We start from the raw sequence: 18,820 nt of genomic DNA, 5'->3' as shown, positions 1-18,820 counted from the left end.
CATCAGTTCGGGGGTGGGATTCGTCACCGCCCCGACATTCTTCCCATCGCCGCCATAAGAGGACGGCGTGGGGCTGCTGTCGGAAATAGCTCAAAACAGAATTAAATCAAGAACCAATTCGTGCCGACTCAGTAATCTTTTTGCAAACTGCCAATCAAATACTACATTTAGAGTTTCAAACCTTACCAGCATCGACTCCACCCTTGCCACTACGGATGTTGGACTATTGGGTGCGGCTATATCGACAATATAATTGTGATATCGAGCAGGTAGTGATTTTCCTTAAACCGACAACTTCAGAAGCCGTCTTTGTAGATCAATTTACTGCCCGCAATACTACTCACCGTTACCGCGTCATCCGAATTTGGGAACAAGATCCAGAACCTTTATTGTTATCTCCTGGTTTATTACCTCTGGCAACTTTGGCGCGAACAGATTCTCCTCAAAGCTTACTCCAACAGGTAGCAGTTCAGGTAAGTATGATTGAAGAAGAAGCCACCAAGCAAAGTATTTCGGTATGTACCCAACTTCTAGCAGGGTTGGTATTCGAGCCAGAACTAATTCGTCAGTTTTTGAGGAGAGAAGATATGAGAGAATCTGCCATTTATCAAGAAATTCTTGAAGAAGGACTGCAAGAAGGTAGACAACGAGGCATTGAACAAGGTATTGAACAAGGTATTGAACAAGGTATTGAACAAGGAAGACAATCAGAACTTAGGCTAGTGATACGTCTATTAACTCGTCGGCTTGGTTCAATTAATTCTCAGTTACAATCTCGATTGCAAGAGTTATCCCTGGCTCAGTTAGAAAACTTAGGTGAAGTATTACTAGATTTTGCCAGTGAGGATGATTTAATGAGTTGGCTAAATACAATAGAAAGTTAGAGCTTGCTCTAAAGTTTTCGACCAGTTACAAAAAAAGTTAGATTTTCGTACCAAGCTCCTTGCTTTGTTGCTTGTGCTTCAATTTTTTGACGATAGGTATTCTGCTTTTAATTCTGATGAAACCTGTAACAAGGGATTTTCTCTAGAAGGTGGGTAATGCCCACCCTAACTAAATTATCCCTTCACACAAAGAACTTGCTTAAGTGTTGCTACAACTTCAACCAAATCCGCTTGATTTTCCATAACTTGTTCTATCGGTTTATAAGCACCGGGAATTTCATCTAAGACACCCTCATCTTTGCGGCATTCTACGCCATTTGTTTGCTCTATCAAATCATCAAGTGTGTAGACATTTTTTGCCTTGTTTCTTGACATCAAACGCCCTGCACCGTGAGAACAAGAACAAAAGCTGTGGGCATTACCTTTACCTTTGACGATGAAAGACTTTGCCCCCATCGAACCAGGAATAATCCCATAATCTTCAGTTTGGGCGCGGACTGCACCTTTACGAGTAACGTATACATCCTCGTCAAAATGCACTTCTTTTTCGGCGTAATTATGATGACAATTCACCTGCAATAAAGGTTTAGTTGCCTTCCCACCTGCAAGATGTTTCTCAACTATGTGCTTAAAACGCGCCATCATCACATCGCGGTTGACACGCGCATAGTTTTGTGACCATTGCAAATCGTGCCAATATGCTTGAAATTCTGGCGTACCTGCGACAAAATGAGCCAAATCAGGGTCAGACAATTTATTACCTGCCAGTTTTGCTAATTCTCTGGCTGTGTGAATATGACACTGGGCGAGTTTATTGCCAATGTTACGCGAACCAGAATGCAGCATTAGCCAAACTTGATTCTCTGTATCGAGGCACACTTCAATAAAGTGATTTCCTCCACCGAGAGAACCCATCTGTTTCATTGCTTTACTTTGTAGGTCTTGCACACCGCGATGCAAGTCTTTAAAATCATCCCAGTGTTGCCAATTGGTGACAGATTTTTCAACGTCTTTATTTTCGTTGAATCCAGTCGGAATTGCTGCTTCAATATCTAGGCGAATTTTCTTGAGTTTACCTTCTAGTTGTTCAGCGGTAAATGCTGTTTTGATAGCACTCATACCACAGTTATGAACAAATACACCAGCTTTCAACGCGAAATTATGGTACTCTGGTACTGTTAGGCAGTAAACATCTTCTGTGTAACTTAGGGGATTTACTGCTACAACTTTGTGATTGCATTGATGTTCTTTTCTGTGGTGATTGTGGAGTCCAATTGGAGTTTTGACATCTACACCACAAATCTCACAGGTATAGTATTGGTTAGCAATCTCTTGAGACTTTTCTCTCCCTTTTTCACTCTTATTATATTCAACTAGATATTGTTTACCCCGATTACCATTACCTGCGACTGCATTTTTAAAATGCTCTGGTTGGTGTTCCATATACTGAAGGATATTTTTAGTTCCCCGTTCAGCATAGTATTGGTATCCTTCTGGAGTTTTTGCTTTTTGAGCAAGGGAAGCAACTCTTTTCTCTTCAAATTCGGTAGACTGCCAGTGTTGGTTAAGCTCCACTAGAGAGCGGTGGTAAGCAGAATGATCGCAATTGCCCATGAATTCAAGATTCTCTGGTCGATTATCGGATTCATGGAAATTCTGATGATGAATAACTGTTTTCTGTCCCTCAAATCTCGGAATCTTGCCGAGTAATCCAGACCTGGCAATAATCCAGTGTGCTTTTTGCCATTTGCTGGAGTATGGCTGAGTAATCAGGGTGTAACCATCTTTGTCAGTCTTGGAGTAAAAGGGCATTAAGGAAGTCTCTGCTTGAAGCAACTGAGCTTCTTTATAGGTTCCGTCCCGAAGCATGAATTGGTGATCGGGAGTACAAATAATCTCTTCGCCATTATCCAGAATCACTTTCACTAGTGAAGCATTTCGTCTAGTCAACTTAGCAGTTGCTTGAGCCGCAACGATTTTTCCTGTTGGCGTACAAGCATAAACAATAAATTCTTTACCCCAATGCATTAGGTCTTTAATACGATAGGATTTACCATCCACTACAGGAATTAAGGTATCTCCTATGAAGCAACCGATATCCACACCGACAGCAGCTGGTATAATGGCCTCTTTGGTTGCAATTACAGAACCTACTAAGGCACCTTTTCCTAAGTGAACATCTGGCATTAATGCCACGTGCTTAAATACAAATGGTAATGATGCTACATTCTTGGCCATCTTGGTTTCTTCTGGTCCTAAAGAGTGATTTGCCCAAGATAAGACTGGTGCTGGTGTGGTAATTTCTAATTTTTCGTAGGGCATAATTGTTTCTATTTTGGATTTTAAATTTTAGATTTGGGATTGGCTATATGACACTGATAATTATCGGTATGACTTATAACCCTTTAGTTAGTTGTAGCAATTTAAATGTTGTATTGTGTATTAGTACAGCTTCAGCAGTTTCTGAAGATGTACTTTAGTTAGTTGTAGCAATTTAAATGTTGTATTGTCTTTGATTTAGCTTTCTCAATTTTCGTGCAGATGAAGAACTACTCTTAGGAAGTAGTATATTTGTAATATAAATGTAACGAAATAAATTACAAACGTCAAGGCGATCGCACCAAAGAAAGCAGATGTTTCTCAGATGTATTAAAATTTGTAAAGAAAATCACTTTGCTTCCATAGCCCCTTAAAGTTCTGACACAATATGACAGTCCGTCAAAATACAATCTGGGAACGTTTTTTATCCCCTGTATTCCGTCTTTTGATTGATGAAGAAGGGTTACGGCGTTACGCTGATAGTATTGATTGGGAGAAAGAGAGCGATCGCTATCGACGAGATGATGTCACAATTCCGTCGTACTACAGCAGTCAAAACTTTCACGGTGTTACTAACGGATATCTCAATTCTGATGCCGCAGTTACTTACGATCCGATTACCCAATATGTTCTACCGCCGAATGAAAGTATTGTCCGTCAGGCTTTAGTTGATGCTGTTAAGGTGAAACCACGACGCATACTCGATTTAGGTTGCGGCACAGGTTCCACTACCTTGATGTTAAAACAGGCTTTCCCCCAGGCGGAAGTTATCGGTTTGGACTTATCACCCTATATGCTAGTCAGGGCAGAAGATAAAGCACGAAATGCTGGTTTAGAGATCCTCTGGCGACATGGAAATGCTGAAAAAACTGGCTTGAGGGATGCTTCTTTTGACTTAGTGACAGCTTCTTTGCTATTTCATGAAACACCAGACGCCGTATCCCTAGCAATTCTGCGGGAAAGTTTCCGGTTACTGGTAACTGGGGGACAAGTATTAATTCTAGATGGAAATCAGAAAACTCTGCGTCAGTTACAATGGCTTAATGATATTTTTGAGGAGCCATATATTCGTGAGTATGCTGCTGGTAGTATAGATGCGAATATGGGTGCAGCTGGATTTGAAGCAGTGCGATCGCAGGATGTATGGTGGATAAATCAGGTAACTAGCGGCGTTAAACCAATAGCAACCGAAAATGTCCGTCAGTATACTCCCACATCAATAGATAATAATGATTTGGAGGGACTTGGTTCTCCAGCATTTGGCATAATGGCATGAGTTTAAAGGCAGTTCTCTTTGATTTTAATGGTGTCATCATTAACGATGAGCCAATCCATCTACAACTGATCGATGAGATTCTCATTGAAGAAAATCTCCAACCCCAAAAGGTGAGTGAGCGTCAAGCTTCTTTAGGGCGCAGCGATCGCGCTTGTTTTCAGCAATTACTTGCTAATCGTGGTAGAGTAGCTAACGAAAACTATTTAACTCAGTTGCTATATCGCAAAGCCCAAGCTTATGCGTTGGAACTAGAAAAAATCGAGAAACTGCCTTTATATCCAGGTGTAGCAGACTTAATATTTCAGGTGCGATCGCGAAATCTGAAACTAGGGTTAGTCAGTGGTGCTATTCGCAAAGAAATAGAATTTGTACTCAATCGCGCTAAACTGGCTGAACATTTTAAAATTATCGTTGCGGGTGATGACATCACCACCAGTAAACCAGAACCCGATGGTTATCTACTGGCAGTGAAACACCTGAATAAAGAATATCCTGACTTGAATCTTCAAGCACAGGAGTGTCTAGCAATTGAAGATACCCCAGCAGGTATTGCAGCAGCGAAGCGATCGCAAATGCAGGTTGTTGGTGTCGCAAATACTTATCCATTCCACATGCTCCAGCGCTGCTGTAACTGGACTATTGATTATCTTAGTGATTTGGAACTCGAACGGGTGCAGAAGGTTTATTCTCAAAAACAGCCTCAGCCATCGGCAACTGAATGCTAAAATAGTCTATGGTGATGGTGAAAGAGTATTGATCTGAAGAGTGATATTTCTCATAACTCATAACTCAGCACTCATAACTCAGCACTGATTAAGGGGAATTAGCTCAGTTGGTAGAGTGCTGCGATCGCACCGCAGAGGCCATCGGTTCAAATCCGTTATTCTCCATTTGTCCATTTTAAAGAATTAATATCCATTTTTTCCAAGTTCCGGGGCATAAGTTACGTATTTTCGCTGCTTTCAGCAATTAAATCAGTTTTAAAGAATTATTGTCCAGAGTTGAAACCAGTTTTAAAGAATTATTGTCCAAAATCAGCCTGTAAAACTCGGCTAAGATATGTTTTCTAATTTAATATATTACAGGAAGTCCAAGGCTCTTGAATTACAAGAATAGCTTTAAAGCCCTCTATGGAACACATTGCTACCACTGAATTACCCGAAACGCTCCAACAAATATTTGCAGAAATACAACGCACTAAAACACCTTTAACCATGAACAGGGTGTAGGGGATAGGGTGTAGGGTGTAGGGAACCCCATAATTAAAATCAGGGGTTTCAAAAGGGACGCTGTATTTCTTGCACATACGTGTCTCAAAATACATCTTTTTCTTTTTCCATATTTAAAAATAGGGGCTTGTACCCGTTGGGTGTGGGATAACCTTCTTTTCCTACACCCTACACCCCACACCCCACACCCTTTTCGGTCACACATGACGGGGAACCCTTAGTAATTATCTATCCTGCTACCCCTCAACCCCAGCGCCCAGTATTTGGAGCAATGAAGGATAGCGGCGAAATATTGGGAGACGTGATTGCTCCAGTAATCCCTGCTACCATATGGGAAGCACTTCAGTGAAGCTCTTACTTGATACCCACATCTGGCTTTGGTATTTGCTTGGTAACGAACGCCTATCTCCTCAGCTTCAAACCACTATTGCAGCAGCGACAACCGAACTTTGGCTAAGTCCAATTAGTATCTGGGAAACGCTACTTTTAGCAGAAAAAGGACGACTATTCTGAATTCTGGCTCCTGACTCCTGAATTCTTCTTCATAAAATTCACCGCCTTTTTTACTTTGCCCTCATGCTCCATCTGCGTGCATTTTAACTGTGATTCTAAAGCATCAATCTTTCTTAAAAGTGACACTCCCCACAATATAGAAATCACCAATTTAATTGTCATACCCGCCAGCAAAAGTGTCACGATTGTAGCAGTTCTCTTTTGTTGAGCCAATCTTTTTTGTTGTTCTGCAAGTCGTGCTTCGACTTCTTGGGCACGTTCAGCTTCTAATGCCTGCTGCACTTCTCGCCGATCTAATTCTTCACTAGCAGCTAAAAATCGATAATCTAAATTGCTTAAGCTTTTACCATTTGCCCAAGTTTGGGCATCAATCAAGGCTTGTCCGCGCAATAGGCGAGATTTATCCTTTTGCTTTGAGGCTACCCAGGCATTGAAGGCTTCATAATAGGGACGCAAATAAGCTAATTTTTTTCCAACCCATTCTAAATTGAAAACTTCTTGATAAATGCGGTTTTTGATTTGGAGAAAACCTTGCTTTTTAACCACCAAACCAGAGAGCAACAATTCTACCTGTTCTCGACTATCGTCGGCTGCTACTTTTGATCCTTGGAGAATTTGCTGATAAATTCCTAGCAATCTAGCGGCAATTTGCTCGTTTCTGAGGATGCGATCGCGAATTGTTCGCAAATGCTCCGGTTCATCTTGTGATTCCCATTTCTCGATCATATACGATCGCACCACATTTTCGATCCAAAATTCTTCTGTGCCAGGGGGAATTTTCAGCTTTCTACCAACATCATCTTGAGATAAATTTACCAGCAACCGACACAGCTTTTGAGTAAGAAACGGTTGCCCTTCTGTCCACGCTAATACTTCTTTCAAAACTTTCTGGGGATGATTGTCTTTAATATCCAGCCCCAAAGATAGTGGTTGAGCTTCTTCAAAAGTGAAACCATTTACTTGGATGGTTTTACCAAGATTAAATGGAGTAGTATGATTTCTATTTAGAATTAAGTCTGAAGGTGTCGCAACCCCAAAAATTGCAAATGTAATCCGATGATACTCTGGATCAATTGCTCTTTGATTATAACAGAACCGAATCAAGTTAAAAAAGTCATCGACAGAAAAATCAAGGCTGAGAATACTATCAATTTCATCAATAAAAATAAATAATCTTTCGTTAGGAAACTGAGCTAAGAGATTTTCTGCAATAAACCGACTAAGTTTCTGAACCAAAGAAATATCATTTTGTTCTTGCCACCAGGTTTTTAAATTGACTTTTCCTAATAGTTTAAAACTTAACCAGATATCACCAACAACTCCCTTATACCACTGTTCTGGAGTTATATTTTCACAACCAATATTAGTCATATCAATGGTGGCACATCTAAAGCCCTCTTGTTGCAAGCGGCGCTTTGTTTTTACCATAAGTGAAGATTTCCCCATTTGCCTACAGCTGAGAATGTAGCAAAATTCACCCTGTTTCAAAGCTTCGTAAAGTTCTATATCTGCTCTGCGTTCGACATAGCTAGGAGCATCACTGGTAAGCGTACCACCAACTTGATATCGATAATTATTCATTTAATTGATTTTAAATTTGTTTTATATCTATTGGAACATCTGAGAAAATTTATATAATTATTGACGGGTAAGCAAGTCTTTACTAACAACCCTCAAAACTAGCTTAAAAATTTCCTATAGGAATCATATTTGATTTCTGAAGAAATCTAAGTATTTGTAGGGTGTGAAAGCGTTGCGTAACGCACCCTACGTATATTTCAGAAATCAAATACTAGTCCTATAGAAGCATTAGCGTCATTTTGCTTTCCCAACTGTTGGCTAAAATAAAGACGATATAACTCACACATGGCGCTAGCTTGATTGCCGTTTAATTGAACCAAACCCATACTTTCTAGTTTATAAGCTGCGATCGCGTCTAACTCCACTTTTTCATCTGTTGCAATTACTTGTTGCATAGCTGACATTAATTCTGGTTCTCTTTGCAGTAGTGTCAACAGTTCTCGTAAATGCTGACCGTAAATTCCTACTGGTGTAGATGCATTTTCTAATAACACCTCCAACGTAATTTCTCCCTGACAGAGATGATAAAATGCAAGACTTACCAGATAGGGATGTCCTCCTACCATTGCTTGTAGGGGTGCAAGGCGTTTTGCCCCTTCTGAATCTCCTGCATAATCTAGTCCGTAACGTAATGCTAAATTCTGTACCTGCTTGAAGGTAAATGGTGGCAGCGTAATTGTTATTCCTACATTGAAAGGCGACTGGTTGAGCTTCAGCGGAATATAAATTTCTGTGGTGTGAACCACTACCATCCGCAGTTTTTGCCAAGTCTCATCTTGCTTTGCTTGCTCATGCCAAAATCGCAGCATTGGTAGAAAGTCTTGGGCAATATTGGGATGTTCAAAAACCCGATGGACTTCATTTAAAGCCAAAACTATAGGATGATCGTGAACGTATTGCAACAGATATGCTTCAAAATAGATTTTGCAGCTTACCTTGCTACCCATTTCTATATCCCAAAAATCATCTAGACAGGGAAGAAGATTTAATTGCCTGCTGACATTTACACAAAACCAACGCAAAAATTTATCCAGGGAAGCAAAAACGTCTTGGTCAGCTTCTTGAAAGTCTAAATAGACAATTTGATAATCTCGCTCTCTAGCGTAAGCAATCATCCGATTCAGCAGGGAACTTTTTCCCATCTTTCTAGGTGCTTTGATGCGGATTAAGCAACCAGGATGTAAAATCTCATTACAGACAAGTTCTTCCAGAGAAGGGCGATTAATGTAAAGAGGAGAACCCAGTGCAACAGGGCCGCTAGGAAATTCTATCTTGCTTGCTGAAAAAAAGTCTGGAGAAACCATTTCTAAGCTAGATTCTTCGCCGAACTTTGGTTGGATCTGATTTTCTTGATTACCGATCTCGTCTTGCAGGTGATTGTTCAAGGCTAAATGCAGATTTTTTTTCGTTACTCTTTTTCCAAGTGCGATGGAAAGGTCTTGCCATAACTCAGAGCCAACTTCCTTGATGTAATTGTTGCCGTAGCCTGATACCTCTGCCATTTCACCGTAAGTTTTGCCCAACCATGATTGATATAGCACAAACCACTGAATTGAACCGAGAGGCTTGTCTTGCAGAATTTTTTTTACAGATTGTAGAAGCTTATCCACAGCGTATAAATTGTTAAACAGCTAGGAAATTTACTTATACTTTTTGGTTCTTCAGTACCTGTTATGCCAATTTATTAATTAAACATCAAAATTTGGCTTAAAAAAATAAGGTTAAAAGCCAAAATCATTGATAAAACCCTAAAATGTTAGTAAATAATGCTAATTATATTGAAAAATAAGGATTTCAGGGTTTTATCAAAGAAACTTAGCATAATAAGTACTGAAGAGCCTACTTTTTAGAGGATGTTTGAAAAGTATTAGGCAATAGAATGATGCCTCCGGCACGCCAAGGGCGAACGCTACTACACAAAAGTTAGTCCACGAAGGTGGACTAAGAGAAAATCAAGAGTTTTTAACCCAGGGAGGTAGGTTTGGTTTGTGTAGCTGCGACTTCCAGTCGCCCGATGAATAATAAATTAGACTTTTCAAACAACCTCTTAGACTATTTAATAATATACATCTGAATACATCTGACAAAATACTTAAACACGCAAAAATCCCAGATTGCATTGATACAGTTTTAAACTCTATCAATACATCACAATGATTATTCTATTTATATATTTTTATCTTAAAGATTAGTCCTTGCTACTTGGAGTAAGAGGTTAGTTCAGCCGAATACAACTTTGAAAAGCTAGTGATAACGATGGTTCACTGGTGTGAGATCCTAGAAAGAGTCAATGGAGTGCGAACAAAATGGAACAACATCAGAAGCCAACGGTTGTAATTACGGGTGCCTCTTCGGGGGTAGGTTTATATGCTGCAAAAGCTCTTGCTGACAAGGGATGGTATGTGGTACTCGCATGTCGGGATTTAGCGAAGGCACAAAAAGCAGCCCAAGCTGTGGATATCCCCTACAATAGTTATACCAGCATACATATTGACCTTGGCTCCTTGGAAAGTGTTCGACAGTTTGTGAAGAACTTCCGAGCAGCTGGAAAGTCTCTAGACGCTTTGGTGTGTAACGCCGCAATTTATATGCCCTTAATCAAGGAGCCGTTACGCAGTCCAGAAGGCTACGAGTTAACTGTCACCACCAATCATCTGGGTCATTTCCTATTGTGCAACCTGATGCTAGAGGATCTGAAGAAGTCATCTTTAGAGCCAAGGCTCGTAATTTTAGGAACCGTCACCCATAATCCAGACGAACTGGGTGGGAAAATTCCGCCACGTCCTGACTTGGGCGATTTGCAGGGGTTTGCAGAAGGGTTTAAAGAGCCGATCGCAATGATTGATGGCAAGAAATTTGAGCCAGTCAAAGCTTACAAAGATAGCAAGGTTTGTAACGTACTGACTATGCGGGAACTGCATGAACGCTATCACGAGTCAACTGGTATCGTCTTTAATTCTCTCTATCCGGGATGTGTTGCCGAAACACCGCTATTTAGAAACCATTATCCCCTGTTTCAGAAAATCTTCCCATTATTCCAGAAGTATATCACTGGAGGATACGTGTCTCAGGAGTTGGCGGGAGAAAGGGTTGCAGCAGTGGTTGCCGATCCTGAGTATAATCAATCCGGTGTCTATTGGAGTTGGGGAAATCGCCAGAAGAAAGATGGCAAGTCTTTTGTGCAAAAAGTCTCTCCTCAAGCCCGTGATGACGACAAAGGCGATCGCGTATGGGAACTCAGCGCCAGGTTGGTCGGACTTGCGTGACGGAACAGGATGCAATAATTTGATTTTTACTTGATAAATAACCTCTAAAAGTCAGGTGAGTGATGGCAAAGGTAAAACGCAGTGGTGGAGAAGGTTTTGGCAAACCACCTAAACTACCTCGTATTGATGGTTCATTTGACCTTGAAGAACTTGTTAACGGCAAACAAATCTTGGTAGCCAACGTAATTACAGATGCAACCAAAGGTATTGGAGATATGTATACACTCCTAACCTACAATGATTTGAATGACGAATTTTCAAATTTTAGAGTCGTTATTGGCACCGCATTTGAATCATCTTTAGTTAACTTAGCAAGAAGAAGGAGGCTTGAAGAAGGTAAAGGTTTGTTAACTTTAACCCCGAAAAGCTATCGTCAAAAATGGCAACTTGCCGATAGAAGTGACGGTGAGATAGTTTTCAATTGGTGGACTTTGCCTGAGTTAAAAGTTGCTCAAGAGCGTAGCTACATTTTTGGAGGTACTCGAATTATTGCTAGATTAGCGGAACCCTTAATTGTGCATACGAAAGATAGGTTTCCAGTGATTTTTCATGCTGCTCCTTTCACAGAAGCAGACGGAGAGACAAACTATGCTCATCTAGTGTTCACCGTTCCACTCAATACTGATGAGTCAACAGAACATCGTAACCTTTACATACTAGAACGCGAGACTACACCTCTAACAAAATTAATACCTCCCAATTCCTAGAGTTCGTAGGGTGCGTTACACTGTGTTAACGCACCGATGTTAATTGTAAAAAGATGCGAAAAATCATCTAAACATTTCTGATGGAAACTGCCATGTCTTCCCTAAAGGCGCATTCCCAAACCCTATATGAGACTGATTACTTGCAATGGCTAGAAACGACTGTAGAAAAATTGCAAAATCAGGATTATGCAAACGTTGAGTGGGAGAACCTAATTGAAGAAATTGCCGATATGGGAAGGAGTGAGCGCCGGAGTCTCAAGAGTAATCTGATTGTAATTCTGGTGCATTTGCTCAAATGGCAGTTTCAGCCCGACAAAAGAAGCGGAAGTTGGGAAGGAAGTATCATTGAACATCGTAGACGTGTCAAAGAAGCTCTAGATGATTCACCAAGTCTCAAATCCTATCTTGAGATAGTTTTTGCTGAGTGTTATGCACAAGCGGTTAAGCAAGCAAAAGCTGAAACTGGCTTGTCAATGGAATCCTTTCCTCTGAACTGTCCATACCAGCTAGCAGAAGTCATAGATGATGAGTTTTTACCTCAGTAAGCCCTAAATCGGTCTGTATGTGCCGCTTCGCTCTCCAGTTATACCTCTATATGGTCTACTCTCTTGACTTATACATGGAAAAATATGTATAATTATGAACGCATAGAAGGGGAGTAGCTGCTGGCTAAAAAAAGCCAGTACATCTGAATCAACATACTGGCGATGAGCCTGGTTCAGGTGGCAAATGATAAATATTTGATAGCGAGACCTTCACTAAGTTCACACCGAAAAGTGTAAACTTGGTGAGGTCTTTTGGCTCTCATCAAGCTTCACATCGGTAAACGATTCTTCAGGAGCTTGAGAGAGTGCTAACAGCTTTTACCGCAGCTTTATTATTAATTACAGTTTCAGAATTAGGCGATAAAACATTTTTTATTGCTGTAATTTTGGCAATGCACCACCCACGGCGGCTGGTATATATCGGTGTGACAGCTGCTTTGGCGGCGATGACAATCCTTTCGGTGCTATTTGGACAAGCGGTATCTTTATTACCAAAAGTTTATATTCATTACGCCGAAATAGCTTTATTTATTGCCTTTGGTATCAAGCTGCTGTATGACGCTAGTAAGATGTCCACTACTGCCTCTGATACAGAAGTTGTAGAAGAAGCGGAAGCGGCAGTGAAACAAGCAGATTCGCAGTTACCCAAGCGAAAGACTTCCTTAGCAATTGTTATAGAAGCCTTTGTGTTGACATTTATGGGAGAGTTGGGCGATCGCACCCAAATTGCCACTATTGCCTTAGCCGCAGGTAATAATCCTGTTGGAGTGACAATAGGTGCAATTTTAGGACATGCTATTTGTGCTGCGATCGCAGTTATCGGCGGTAAAATGATTGCCGGTCGCATTTCTGAGCGTCAAATCACCTTTATCGGCGGATGCTTGTTTTTAGTCTTTGGCGTTGTTGCTGCCATTGAGGGAGCGTGAGGGGGATGAGGGGGATGAGGGAGCGTGAGGGGATGAGGGGGATGAGGGGGATGAGGAAGAATAATAATTGTTCGCTTGCTCCCCCTGCTCCCTCATCTCCCCCTGCTCCCTCATCTCCCCCTACTCCCTCATCTCCCCCTACTCCCTCATCTCCCCCTGCTCCCTCATCTCCCCCTACTCCCTCATCTCCCCCTACTCCCTCATCTCCCCCTACTCCCTCATCTCCCCCTGCTCCCTCATCTCCCCCTGCTCCCTCATCTCCCCCTGCTCCCTCATCTCCCCCTACTCCCTCATCTCCCCCTGCTCCCTCATCTCCTCCCAGTCTCAATCCCAATCATTTAGGCTTACTTTCCAATGAAGGCGCGGAAGATGGAGCAGGTTTAGGAATAGGAGGAAGCGTTGCTGCCTTTTTAATTTCGTCTCTGTACTGAGCAGGTGCTAAAGCTGCGGCACTATCAAACAAAGGTTTTGCCTCTGCGTCTTTGCCCTGTTGTTTCAGAAGCATGGCTTTTGCCACAACGGGGCGAAAATCCTTCGGATCTTTCTTAATTGCCTGATCATAAACAGATCTAGCTTGAGCATAGCGTTTTTGGGAAGCATGAATAGAACCTAATAGCACCTGCACGGCTACCGTATCTACACTTCCAGGCTGAATTGTATTTGCTTGGGCTGCATTAGAGAGAGTTTCTTGCAACAAACCAATAGCTGCTTCGGGGCGTTGTTGACTCATCAACAGAGCCACCATTCCTTGCAAAGCCTTCAAATCGCCTGGTTTCACAGACAAAACCGAGCGATAAGCTTGAGCGGCTCCTTCGCGATCGCCAATTTGCTGTTTGGCTTGAGCTAGTAGCACTGAATACTCAGACTGTTCGGGATTTAGCTTGGCTAGCTTTTCTAGGGGTTCAATGACTACTTGGATATCAGCAGGTTTTACCTCACTTTTTTCTTTTTGACTTAATAGTTGCAGCCGCGCCTGTAATAGGCCCTTAAGCGCAGTCTGATTTTCTGGTTCCCTTTGCAAAACCTGTTCATAACCCCGTGCTTCGTCTTCCAGTTTTGATTTTTGGTCAGCGGGGGACAAACTGCCTCTGGTGCTAGCAGTATTTTGACTTGAGGGTGGCGTATTATTAAATGCTCCAATTATGGGAATCACCGAAACACCCACAAAAGCAAGAATTGCCAGTGCCAAGATGACTTGAACTATCCAGCGATTGCGTGTTTGAGACACAGTTTTGTCTTTCTCCTAAATTTTAATGACATGAGCATTTACACAAATCGTAAAGTTAAAAATTTCCAAAACTTTGCGGAATACTGCCAATTGCCTGTGAATTTTATAACAATTAACTATCTACACTGCTAAAGTAAGTGATGACTTTAGGAGGAGCCGTCAGAATTGTAGCTATGATATGCTTCCGAAACTAGTGTAAAGGCGTTAGATTACACATTTAGTGTTTATACACTAAATTTAGCGCCTTTAGGATTGTCTAGAGTACCCTGGTGTGACTTTGTGAAAAGCCAATATACTTTCATCAGTCGCACAAATGCTCTTTCCAGCTGCCTTTGTAAAATCCCACAATGGGATGTGTCTCCGCCGCAAGGAGTTTTTATGAATTCCGACCTGATGCCGTTGCCTGAATCTTCCAATTCTTCTGCCTCTAACCAGGGCCCAACTAAAATAGAGGCAGCCGCTAATGTTCACATAGCAGCCCACTCCTCTAAACCTGAAAATTCGCCTGTCAAACCCAGCGAGACTGACTCAAATGGGAACTTGATCAATCGACAGCAACCGATTCCGCCTCCCAGTGAACCGATGCAGTATCGGGCGATCGGATTAGTCCGGGGTCGCTATCATGCTAGCAGCGAACAATTTACTCAAGGTACCCTGCTGACCGCAGATGGTGTAGAACTCAATGCCGTCCTCCTAGGCCGGATTATGAGCTTAGTCAAGAATCACCTAGACTTAGAAAAAGAACACCTTTGGGTAGTATATCCACGCACAAGACAAGAAAATGATACCTTGCACATCCAAATCGTCGGAGTTTGGGAGCCAGAAAATCTGGCTAAAAACTCAACAGATGAGGACGAGTTAGATTTGGAATTGCAAGAGTTACAGACACCCGATGATGGCTTATCCGAAAATTCTGAACTAAACACAGCCGTAATACCCTCATCAGAAGTTGCAGATGGTGGTTTTTCTGTTCGTGGTGAAGTAGTGTACCAGTCTTTTGATGCTAAAAGTTTGGTAGTCAAAATTAGGCAGGCTCCACGCAAATCAACTGATAAACCCAAATATTTTAAGTTGAAATTGAGGGGTGTGCTGACCACTAAAGCAGTAGGAAAATTCTGGGACTTCCAAGCCAAGCGAGAAGCTGACGTTTTGATCGTAGAAAAAGCTGAGGCGATCGCTGATTTGCCCAAAAAACGCAAACCACCATTCAAAGGTGCCCCTCGTGCTGGCGGTGGTGGTGGTGCTGGTGGAAGAAAACCATTCCCCCCTAGACGCAGTGGCGAAACCCCTCGTCCCATCAAGAAAACAGGCGTAAGCAGCGACCCCTCTGTGGTGTCAAAGCCTATACCAAAAACACCCACTCCTAAACCCATCAAGCGACCGAAACCGACTCAGGAATAAGGTATGGGGAGCAGGAGGAGATGAGGGAGTAGGGGGAGATGAGGAAGAAAATTTATCTTGTCGCCCTCATCCCCCTCATCCCCCTCATCCCCCTCATCCCCCTCATCCCCTCAAAAATCCGTCCGCCGGTCTTGGGGTAGAAAAGATCGCTCCATTGGAATTGGAGAAACTGCTTCTGTAAGGGTAAACGTACCTGCTTCGATCCACTTTTTCAACTCTAGGGCGACTTGCCTAGAAAAAAACAAACTCGCTAAGGGGGCAGAGCGTATAGCTTTGCCCTCTATGGTGATTCGCCCAGATTTGAGTTGGGCGTAACTCACCAAACCAAAGGTGGGACGGACGCGCCGGGGAATGGAAAAATCCACTATTGGCGCGACTAAATCTTGATCTTGCACAGCACAGTGTTCAACTACTTGTTCATTTAATACAGGCAGTGGCACACCAACACCTAACATCAATGAGGGGCCGTAACTTTTGAAGTAACACCCCCGCACCCAATGAGCATCCATTTGCTTGGCATCACCAATTAAAGCTAAAGTGGCAGAAGGCCCAATCGGTGTACGATTAGGTAAACGCTTTTGTAAGGGGAAATGCTGAGTGCCTTCCCAGGCGACATAGCCAATACCACCGCCTAAAAAAATTCGAGTACCGATGCCAACGAGTTGCAAATCGGGGTCGTTGAGTAAAGGGGAGATAGCACCGGGGTTAGAGTAAACGGCATTCCCTAGACGCGGTTGTAATGGGCCGAGATAGGTGAAGAGAGGGCGATCGCCACCATTTACACCAACAATAAAATTTTGATAAAGATTGCGCGGGTTGAATAAATAAAACTGATTAATCGTTTCACTGGTAATTGTAGTTTCAAAATTTGCTCTGGGGTAACAATCTGTTACTTGTCCTTGCGCTTTTACATGTATAGGTTTACCAGCGATCAAATCTTCGATTACATGACCGCCGCCACGTTCTCGGACTTCTTCACCGTCCATCGCTTCCATCGCACAACTCGCACCCAAATATAAATCTACTGCCCCAAAACCAGAGTATGCTGGCACGCCATCCAACCAGCAGCGACGAATTTTGATTGGGGGATCAGTGTGTCCCAGATTAATAATTGCACCACTTGACTCCATCGGCTCAAAAGTGCCAGTGGTAATTACATCAACTTCTTTAGCAGCTTTAGTAACACCGATTTCTACAACTCGTGCTTTTAACTCTTCAGTTGTCAACACTACTGCACGTTGGCGGCTGATTTTCTCGTTAATTTCTGCAATTGTTCGCATCTTATCAGTGCTAGCGCTTCCTGGTGAATGGGGAAAAGAAATTTTCATTGCTCATTGTGAGCGCAGATTATGGAGACTCTTGTATTGTTTCATCTTGAAATAGTTGTCGCCAATCTCTGCGCGAAAGATTAACACTAGACATCTGGTGAAAATGAATGTAGAGACGTAGCAGTGCTACGTCTCTACAAGGACTCTGGATAACGCATATTTAATTTCTGGAGATGTCTACTCTGGATGAGGTTAAAATCCATAAAAAAATAATTCAAATATTGCAAAGTCCAAATCATATATTTTTTGGGACAAGCACGCTACTTATATCAAAAACATTTTTTACCTACGTAAAAATACTATCTAAAAAGCCTTGCATTATCAATCAAATGTATGTATGGTTAAGATTGATTAGACTTGCTGGACTTAAATGATTTTACGTAAACCAAAAGAAGTATTTCTGGCTTTGGTAAAGCATTCTAAACCAACTAGTCAATTGCAAAATGTGAACTATTAGCACATTGTATAAAGTTTTGGGAAGGGAGAAACTATCTAAGAGTGGAAATAAAAGGGATGTTGCCAAAGTTAGAAGGCCAACTATTTATAGTCAAGCTGCTCTATAGCAAAATTATCCTGACTTCTAGCTCCTCAAAGCAATTCTACTTGTTGCTATTCATTTTATTGCTACATTTCACCCCATAACGAATTGAGTAAGAGGCAATGACTACTTCTGAATTAACTAATTTTGACCAAAGAAACCAAAGTAAGACTTCCAATAGGATTGAAAACTTATCCTCACCATCAGATGAAAAAAAGTTGTTTAACTTGAAAGTAATAGAATATTTATTACTTGCAGCTTTTTTCTCTGCTGGACTCGTTATTATTTTTCTTTCAGACGATAAAACAGTTGTAATTTCTGGAGCGGTATCTCTAACTTTTTTGTTTTTCTTATTGCTCATCAACAAACAAGTATTTCAGAACTATAAACAGGCTGCTTATCAGTCTGAACTCACCAAAAAGGCTGAACTTTATAGTTATCTATTGACCAATCCTAATTCTTGGGATAAAGATACGCTGACTCTGACAAGAGGGAAGGCTTTACAATACAGCCAAGACTTGATTGACGATTATAAAAAAATTAGGAGTGTATCAAGGAACCTGTATTATAGTTTACAAATTTCGACAGTGATTTTATCAGGAGTCACACCGATTTTAGTTCTGGTAGACAAATTAGAAGCAGGACAAGCTTGGCTCAAGTGGCTCCCTGTGCTTTGTCCAGCGATTGCTTCTATAGTCGCTAGTATAGTTACGTCTTTTCCTTTTCAGAAGAATTCACTTGCTGCCAATACAGCCGTTGAATTGCTAGAAGCTGAACAAGAGAAATTTATATTGGGCGTGACTCCGCCTTATCGTTGCTATGATGTATCTGATGAAAGCCAACAGCAACAAAAGGCAAGTCAAGCATTAGAATACTTTATTGTTCAAGTGAACAATATTCATCTCAACCAATTGCAACAAACGAGCGAGACGCAATCAGAGAAGACAGAATCAGCTTCATCTAATGAGTCCAATAAAGCAGGAGCGTAACCGTTCACAGGGGTAATTAGTTGCTGAAATCAGGCAAAATAGAATGGGTGAAGGGGTTACAGCAATTAAAGGCAGAAGTTAATCCATGAG

16 protein-coding genes and 1 tRNA gene are annotated in these 18,820 nt (G+C 41.7%); 11 read left to right on the top strand and 6 right to left on the bottom strand.

Annotation, left to right across the window (positions count from 1 at the left end; genetic code table 11):
* Positions 1-140 precede the first annotated feature (140 nt).
* Entirely contained in the window at positions 141-884 is a 744-nt protein-coding gene (locus V7K67_RS24045; protein ID WP_442943916.1) for an Rpn family recombination-promoting nuclease/putative transposase, read from the top strand.
* A gap of 174 nt (positions 885-1,058) precedes the next feature.
* Here V7K67_RS24045 and V7K67_RS24035 read toward each other — a convergent pair whose 3' ends face one another.
* On the bottom strand, positions 1,059-3,206 hold the full coding sequence (locus V7K67_RS24035; protein ID WP_442943915.1) for an RtcB family protein: 2,148 nt from the start codon (positions 3,204-3,206) through the stop codon (positions 1,059-1,061).
* Positions 3,207-3,591: 385 nt separating this feature from the next.
* Here V7K67_RS24035 and V7K67_RS24025 point away from each other — a divergent pair, with 385 nt between their 5' ends.
* The 4 genes from V7K67_RS24025 (at position 3,592) to V7K67_RS24010 (ending at position 6,221) form a co-directional block, all read left to right on the top strand.
* Positions 3,592-4,479 carry a class I SAM-dependent methyltransferase gene (locus tag V7K67_RS24025; protein WP_334732658.1) on the top strand — a complete coding sequence of 296 codons (888 nt, stop codon included), beginning with the start codon at positions 3,592-3,594 and terminating at the stop codon, positions 4,477-4,479.
* A complete protein-coding gene (locus V7K67_RS24020; protein WP_334732659.1) occupies positions 4,476-5,204 on the top strand; it encodes an HAD family hydrolase in 729 nt (242 codons plus the stop codon). Before V7K67_RS24025 ends, V7K67_RS24020 begins: the two co-directional genes overlap by 4 nt.
* Before the next feature lie 92 nt (positions 5,205-5,296).
* Positions 5,297-5,369 (top strand) — tRNA-Ala (locus V7K67_RS24015).
* A gap of 684 nt (positions 5,370-6,053) precedes the next feature.
* Positions 6,054-6,221: a type II toxin-antitoxin system VapC family toxin gene (locus V7K67_RS24010; RefSeq protein WP_335168715.1), complete on the top strand. Its 168-nt coding sequence runs from the start codon at positions 6,054-6,056 to the stop codon at positions 6,219-6,221.
* Here the strand turns inward: V7K67_RS24010 and V7K67_RS24005 are convergent.
* Positions 6,213-7,802, bottom strand: coding sequence for an AAA-like domain-containing protein (locus V7K67_RS24005; protein ID WP_335168713.1), 1,590 nt, complete (start codon positions 7,800-7,802; stop codon positions 6,213-6,215). The two genes, V7K67_RS24010 and V7K67_RS24005, sit on opposite strands and share 9 nt — an antisense overlap.
* A 197-nt stretch (positions 7,803-7,999) precedes the next feature.
* On the bottom strand, positions 8,000-9,412 hold the full coding sequence (locus V7K67_RS24000; protein ID WP_335168712.1) for an AAA-like domain-containing protein: 1,413 nt from the start codon (positions 9,410-9,412) through the stop codon (positions 8,000-8,002).
* Between the two features lie 696 nt (positions 9,413-10,108).
* On the opposite strand from V7K67_RS24000, the gene V7K67_RS23995 reads away from it, so the two are divergent.
* The 4 genes from V7K67_RS23995 to V7K67_RS23980 all read left to right on the top strand — a co-directional run bounded on the left by V7K67_RS23995 (position 10,109) and on the right by V7K67_RS23980 (position 13,246).
* Positions 10,109-11,068: a protochlorophyllide reductase gene (locus V7K67_RS23995; protein WP_334732663.1), complete on the top strand. Its 960-nt coding sequence runs from the start codon at positions 10,109-10,111 to the stop codon at positions 11,066-11,068.
* A 62-nt stretch (positions 11,069-11,130) separates the two neighbouring features.
* Positions 11,131-11,775: a hypothetical protein gene (locus tag V7K67_RS23990; protein WP_334706382.1), complete on the top strand. Its 645-nt coding sequence runs from the start codon at positions 11,131-11,133 to the stop codon at positions 11,773-11,775.
* 92 nt (positions 11,776-11,867) lie between these two features.
* Entirely contained in the window at positions 11,868-12,320 is a 453-nt protein-coding gene (locus V7K67_RS23985; RefSeq protein ID WP_335168709.1) for a DUF29 domain-containing protein, read from the top strand.
* 305 nt (positions 12,321-12,625) lie between these two features.
* Entirely contained in the window at positions 12,626-13,246 is a 621-nt protein-coding gene (locus tag V7K67_RS23980) for a TMEM165/GDT1 family protein (protein WP_334706380.1), read from the top strand.
* Here the strand turns inward: V7K67_RS23980 and V7K67_RS23975 are convergent.
* A complete protein-coding gene (locus tag V7K67_RS23975; RefSeq protein ID WP_335168707.1) occupies positions 13,188-13,580 on the bottom strand; it encodes a hypothetical protein in 393 nt (130 codons plus the stop codon). The two genes, V7K67_RS23980 and V7K67_RS23975, sit on opposite strands and share 59 nt — an antisense overlap.
* Complete coding sequence (locus tag V7K67_RS23970) at positions 13,581-14,474, bottom strand: tetratricopeptide repeat protein (protein WP_334729531.1); 894 nt, start codon at positions 14,472-14,474, stop codon at positions 13,581-13,583. It lies immediately after the preceding gene.
* 378 nt (positions 14,475-14,852) lie between these two features.
* Here V7K67_RS23970 and V7K67_RS23965 point away from each other — a divergent pair, with 378 nt between their 5' ends.
* Positions 14,853-15,875: a hypothetical protein gene (locus V7K67_RS23965; RefSeq protein ID WP_334729532.1), complete on the top strand. Its 1,023-nt coding sequence runs from the start codon at positions 14,853-14,855 to the stop codon at positions 15,873-15,875.
* 110 nt (positions 15,876-15,985) lie between these two features.
* On the opposite strand, the gene V7K67_RS23960 is transcribed toward V7K67_RS23965, so the two are convergent.
* Positions 15,986-17,155, bottom strand: a complete 1,170-nt coding sequence (locus V7K67_RS23960; RefSeq protein ID WP_334710888.1) for a homocysteine biosynthesis protein — start codon at positions 17,153-17,155, stop codon at positions 15,986-15,988.
* 708 nt (positions 17,156-17,863) lie between these two features.
* Here V7K67_RS23960 and V7K67_RS23955 point away from each other — a divergent pair.
* The gene (locus V7K67_RS23955) at positions 17,864-18,730 is read left to right on the top strand and encodes a DUF4231 domain-containing protein (RefSeq protein ID WP_335168704.1); all 867 of its coding nucleotides are present in this window, start codon (positions 17,864-17,866) and stop codon (positions 18,728-18,730) included.
* Positions 18,731-18,820 lie beyond the last annotated feature (90 nt).

This window comes from Nostoc sp. (assembly GCF_036917155.1).
Lineage (GTDB): Bacteria > Cyanobacteriota > Cyanobacteriia > Cyanobacteriales > Nostocaceae > Nostoc.
This window is presented reverse-complemented; position numbering and strand designations above follow the sequence as displayed.

Coding starts and splice junctions, on each gene's coding strand:
- V7K67_RS24035 (WP_442943915.1), bottom strand. CDS start 3,206: ATGCCCTACGAAAAATTAGAAATTACCACACCAGCACCAGTCTTATCT.
- V7K67_RS24025 (WP_334732658.1), top strand. CDS start 3,592: ATGACAGTCCGTCAAAATACAATCTGGGAACGTTTTTTATCCCCTGTA.
- V7K67_RS24020 (WP_334732659.1), top strand. CDS start 4,476: ATGAGTTTAAAGGCAGTTCTCTTTGATTTTAATGGTGTCATCATTAAC.
- V7K67_RS24005 (WP_335168713.1), bottom strand. CDS start 7,802: ATGAATAATTATCGATATCAAGTTGGTGGTACGCTTACCAGTGATGCT.
- V7K67_RS23995 (WP_334732663.1), top strand. CDS start 10,109: ATGGAACAACATCAGAAGCCAACGGTTGTAATTACGGGTGCCTCTTCG.
- V7K67_RS23990 (WP_334706382.1), top strand. CDS start 11,131: ATGGCAAAGGTAAAACGCAGTGGTGGAGAAGGTTTTGGCAAACCACCT.
- V7K67_RS23985 (WP_335168709.1), top strand. CDS start 11,868: ATGTCTTCCCTAAAGGCGCATTCCCAAACCCTATATGAGACTGATTAC.
- V7K67_RS23965 (WP_334729532.1), top strand. CDS start 14,853: ATGAATTCCGACCTGATGCCGTTGCCTGAATCTTCCAATTCTTCTGCC.
- V7K67_RS23960 (WP_334710888.1), bottom strand. CDS start 17,155: ATGCGAACAATTGCAGAAATTAACGAGAAAATCAGCCGCCAACGTGCA.
- V7K67_RS23955 (WP_335168704.1), top strand. CDS start 17,864: ATGACTACTTCTGAATTAACTAATTTTGACCAAAGAAACCAAAGTAAG.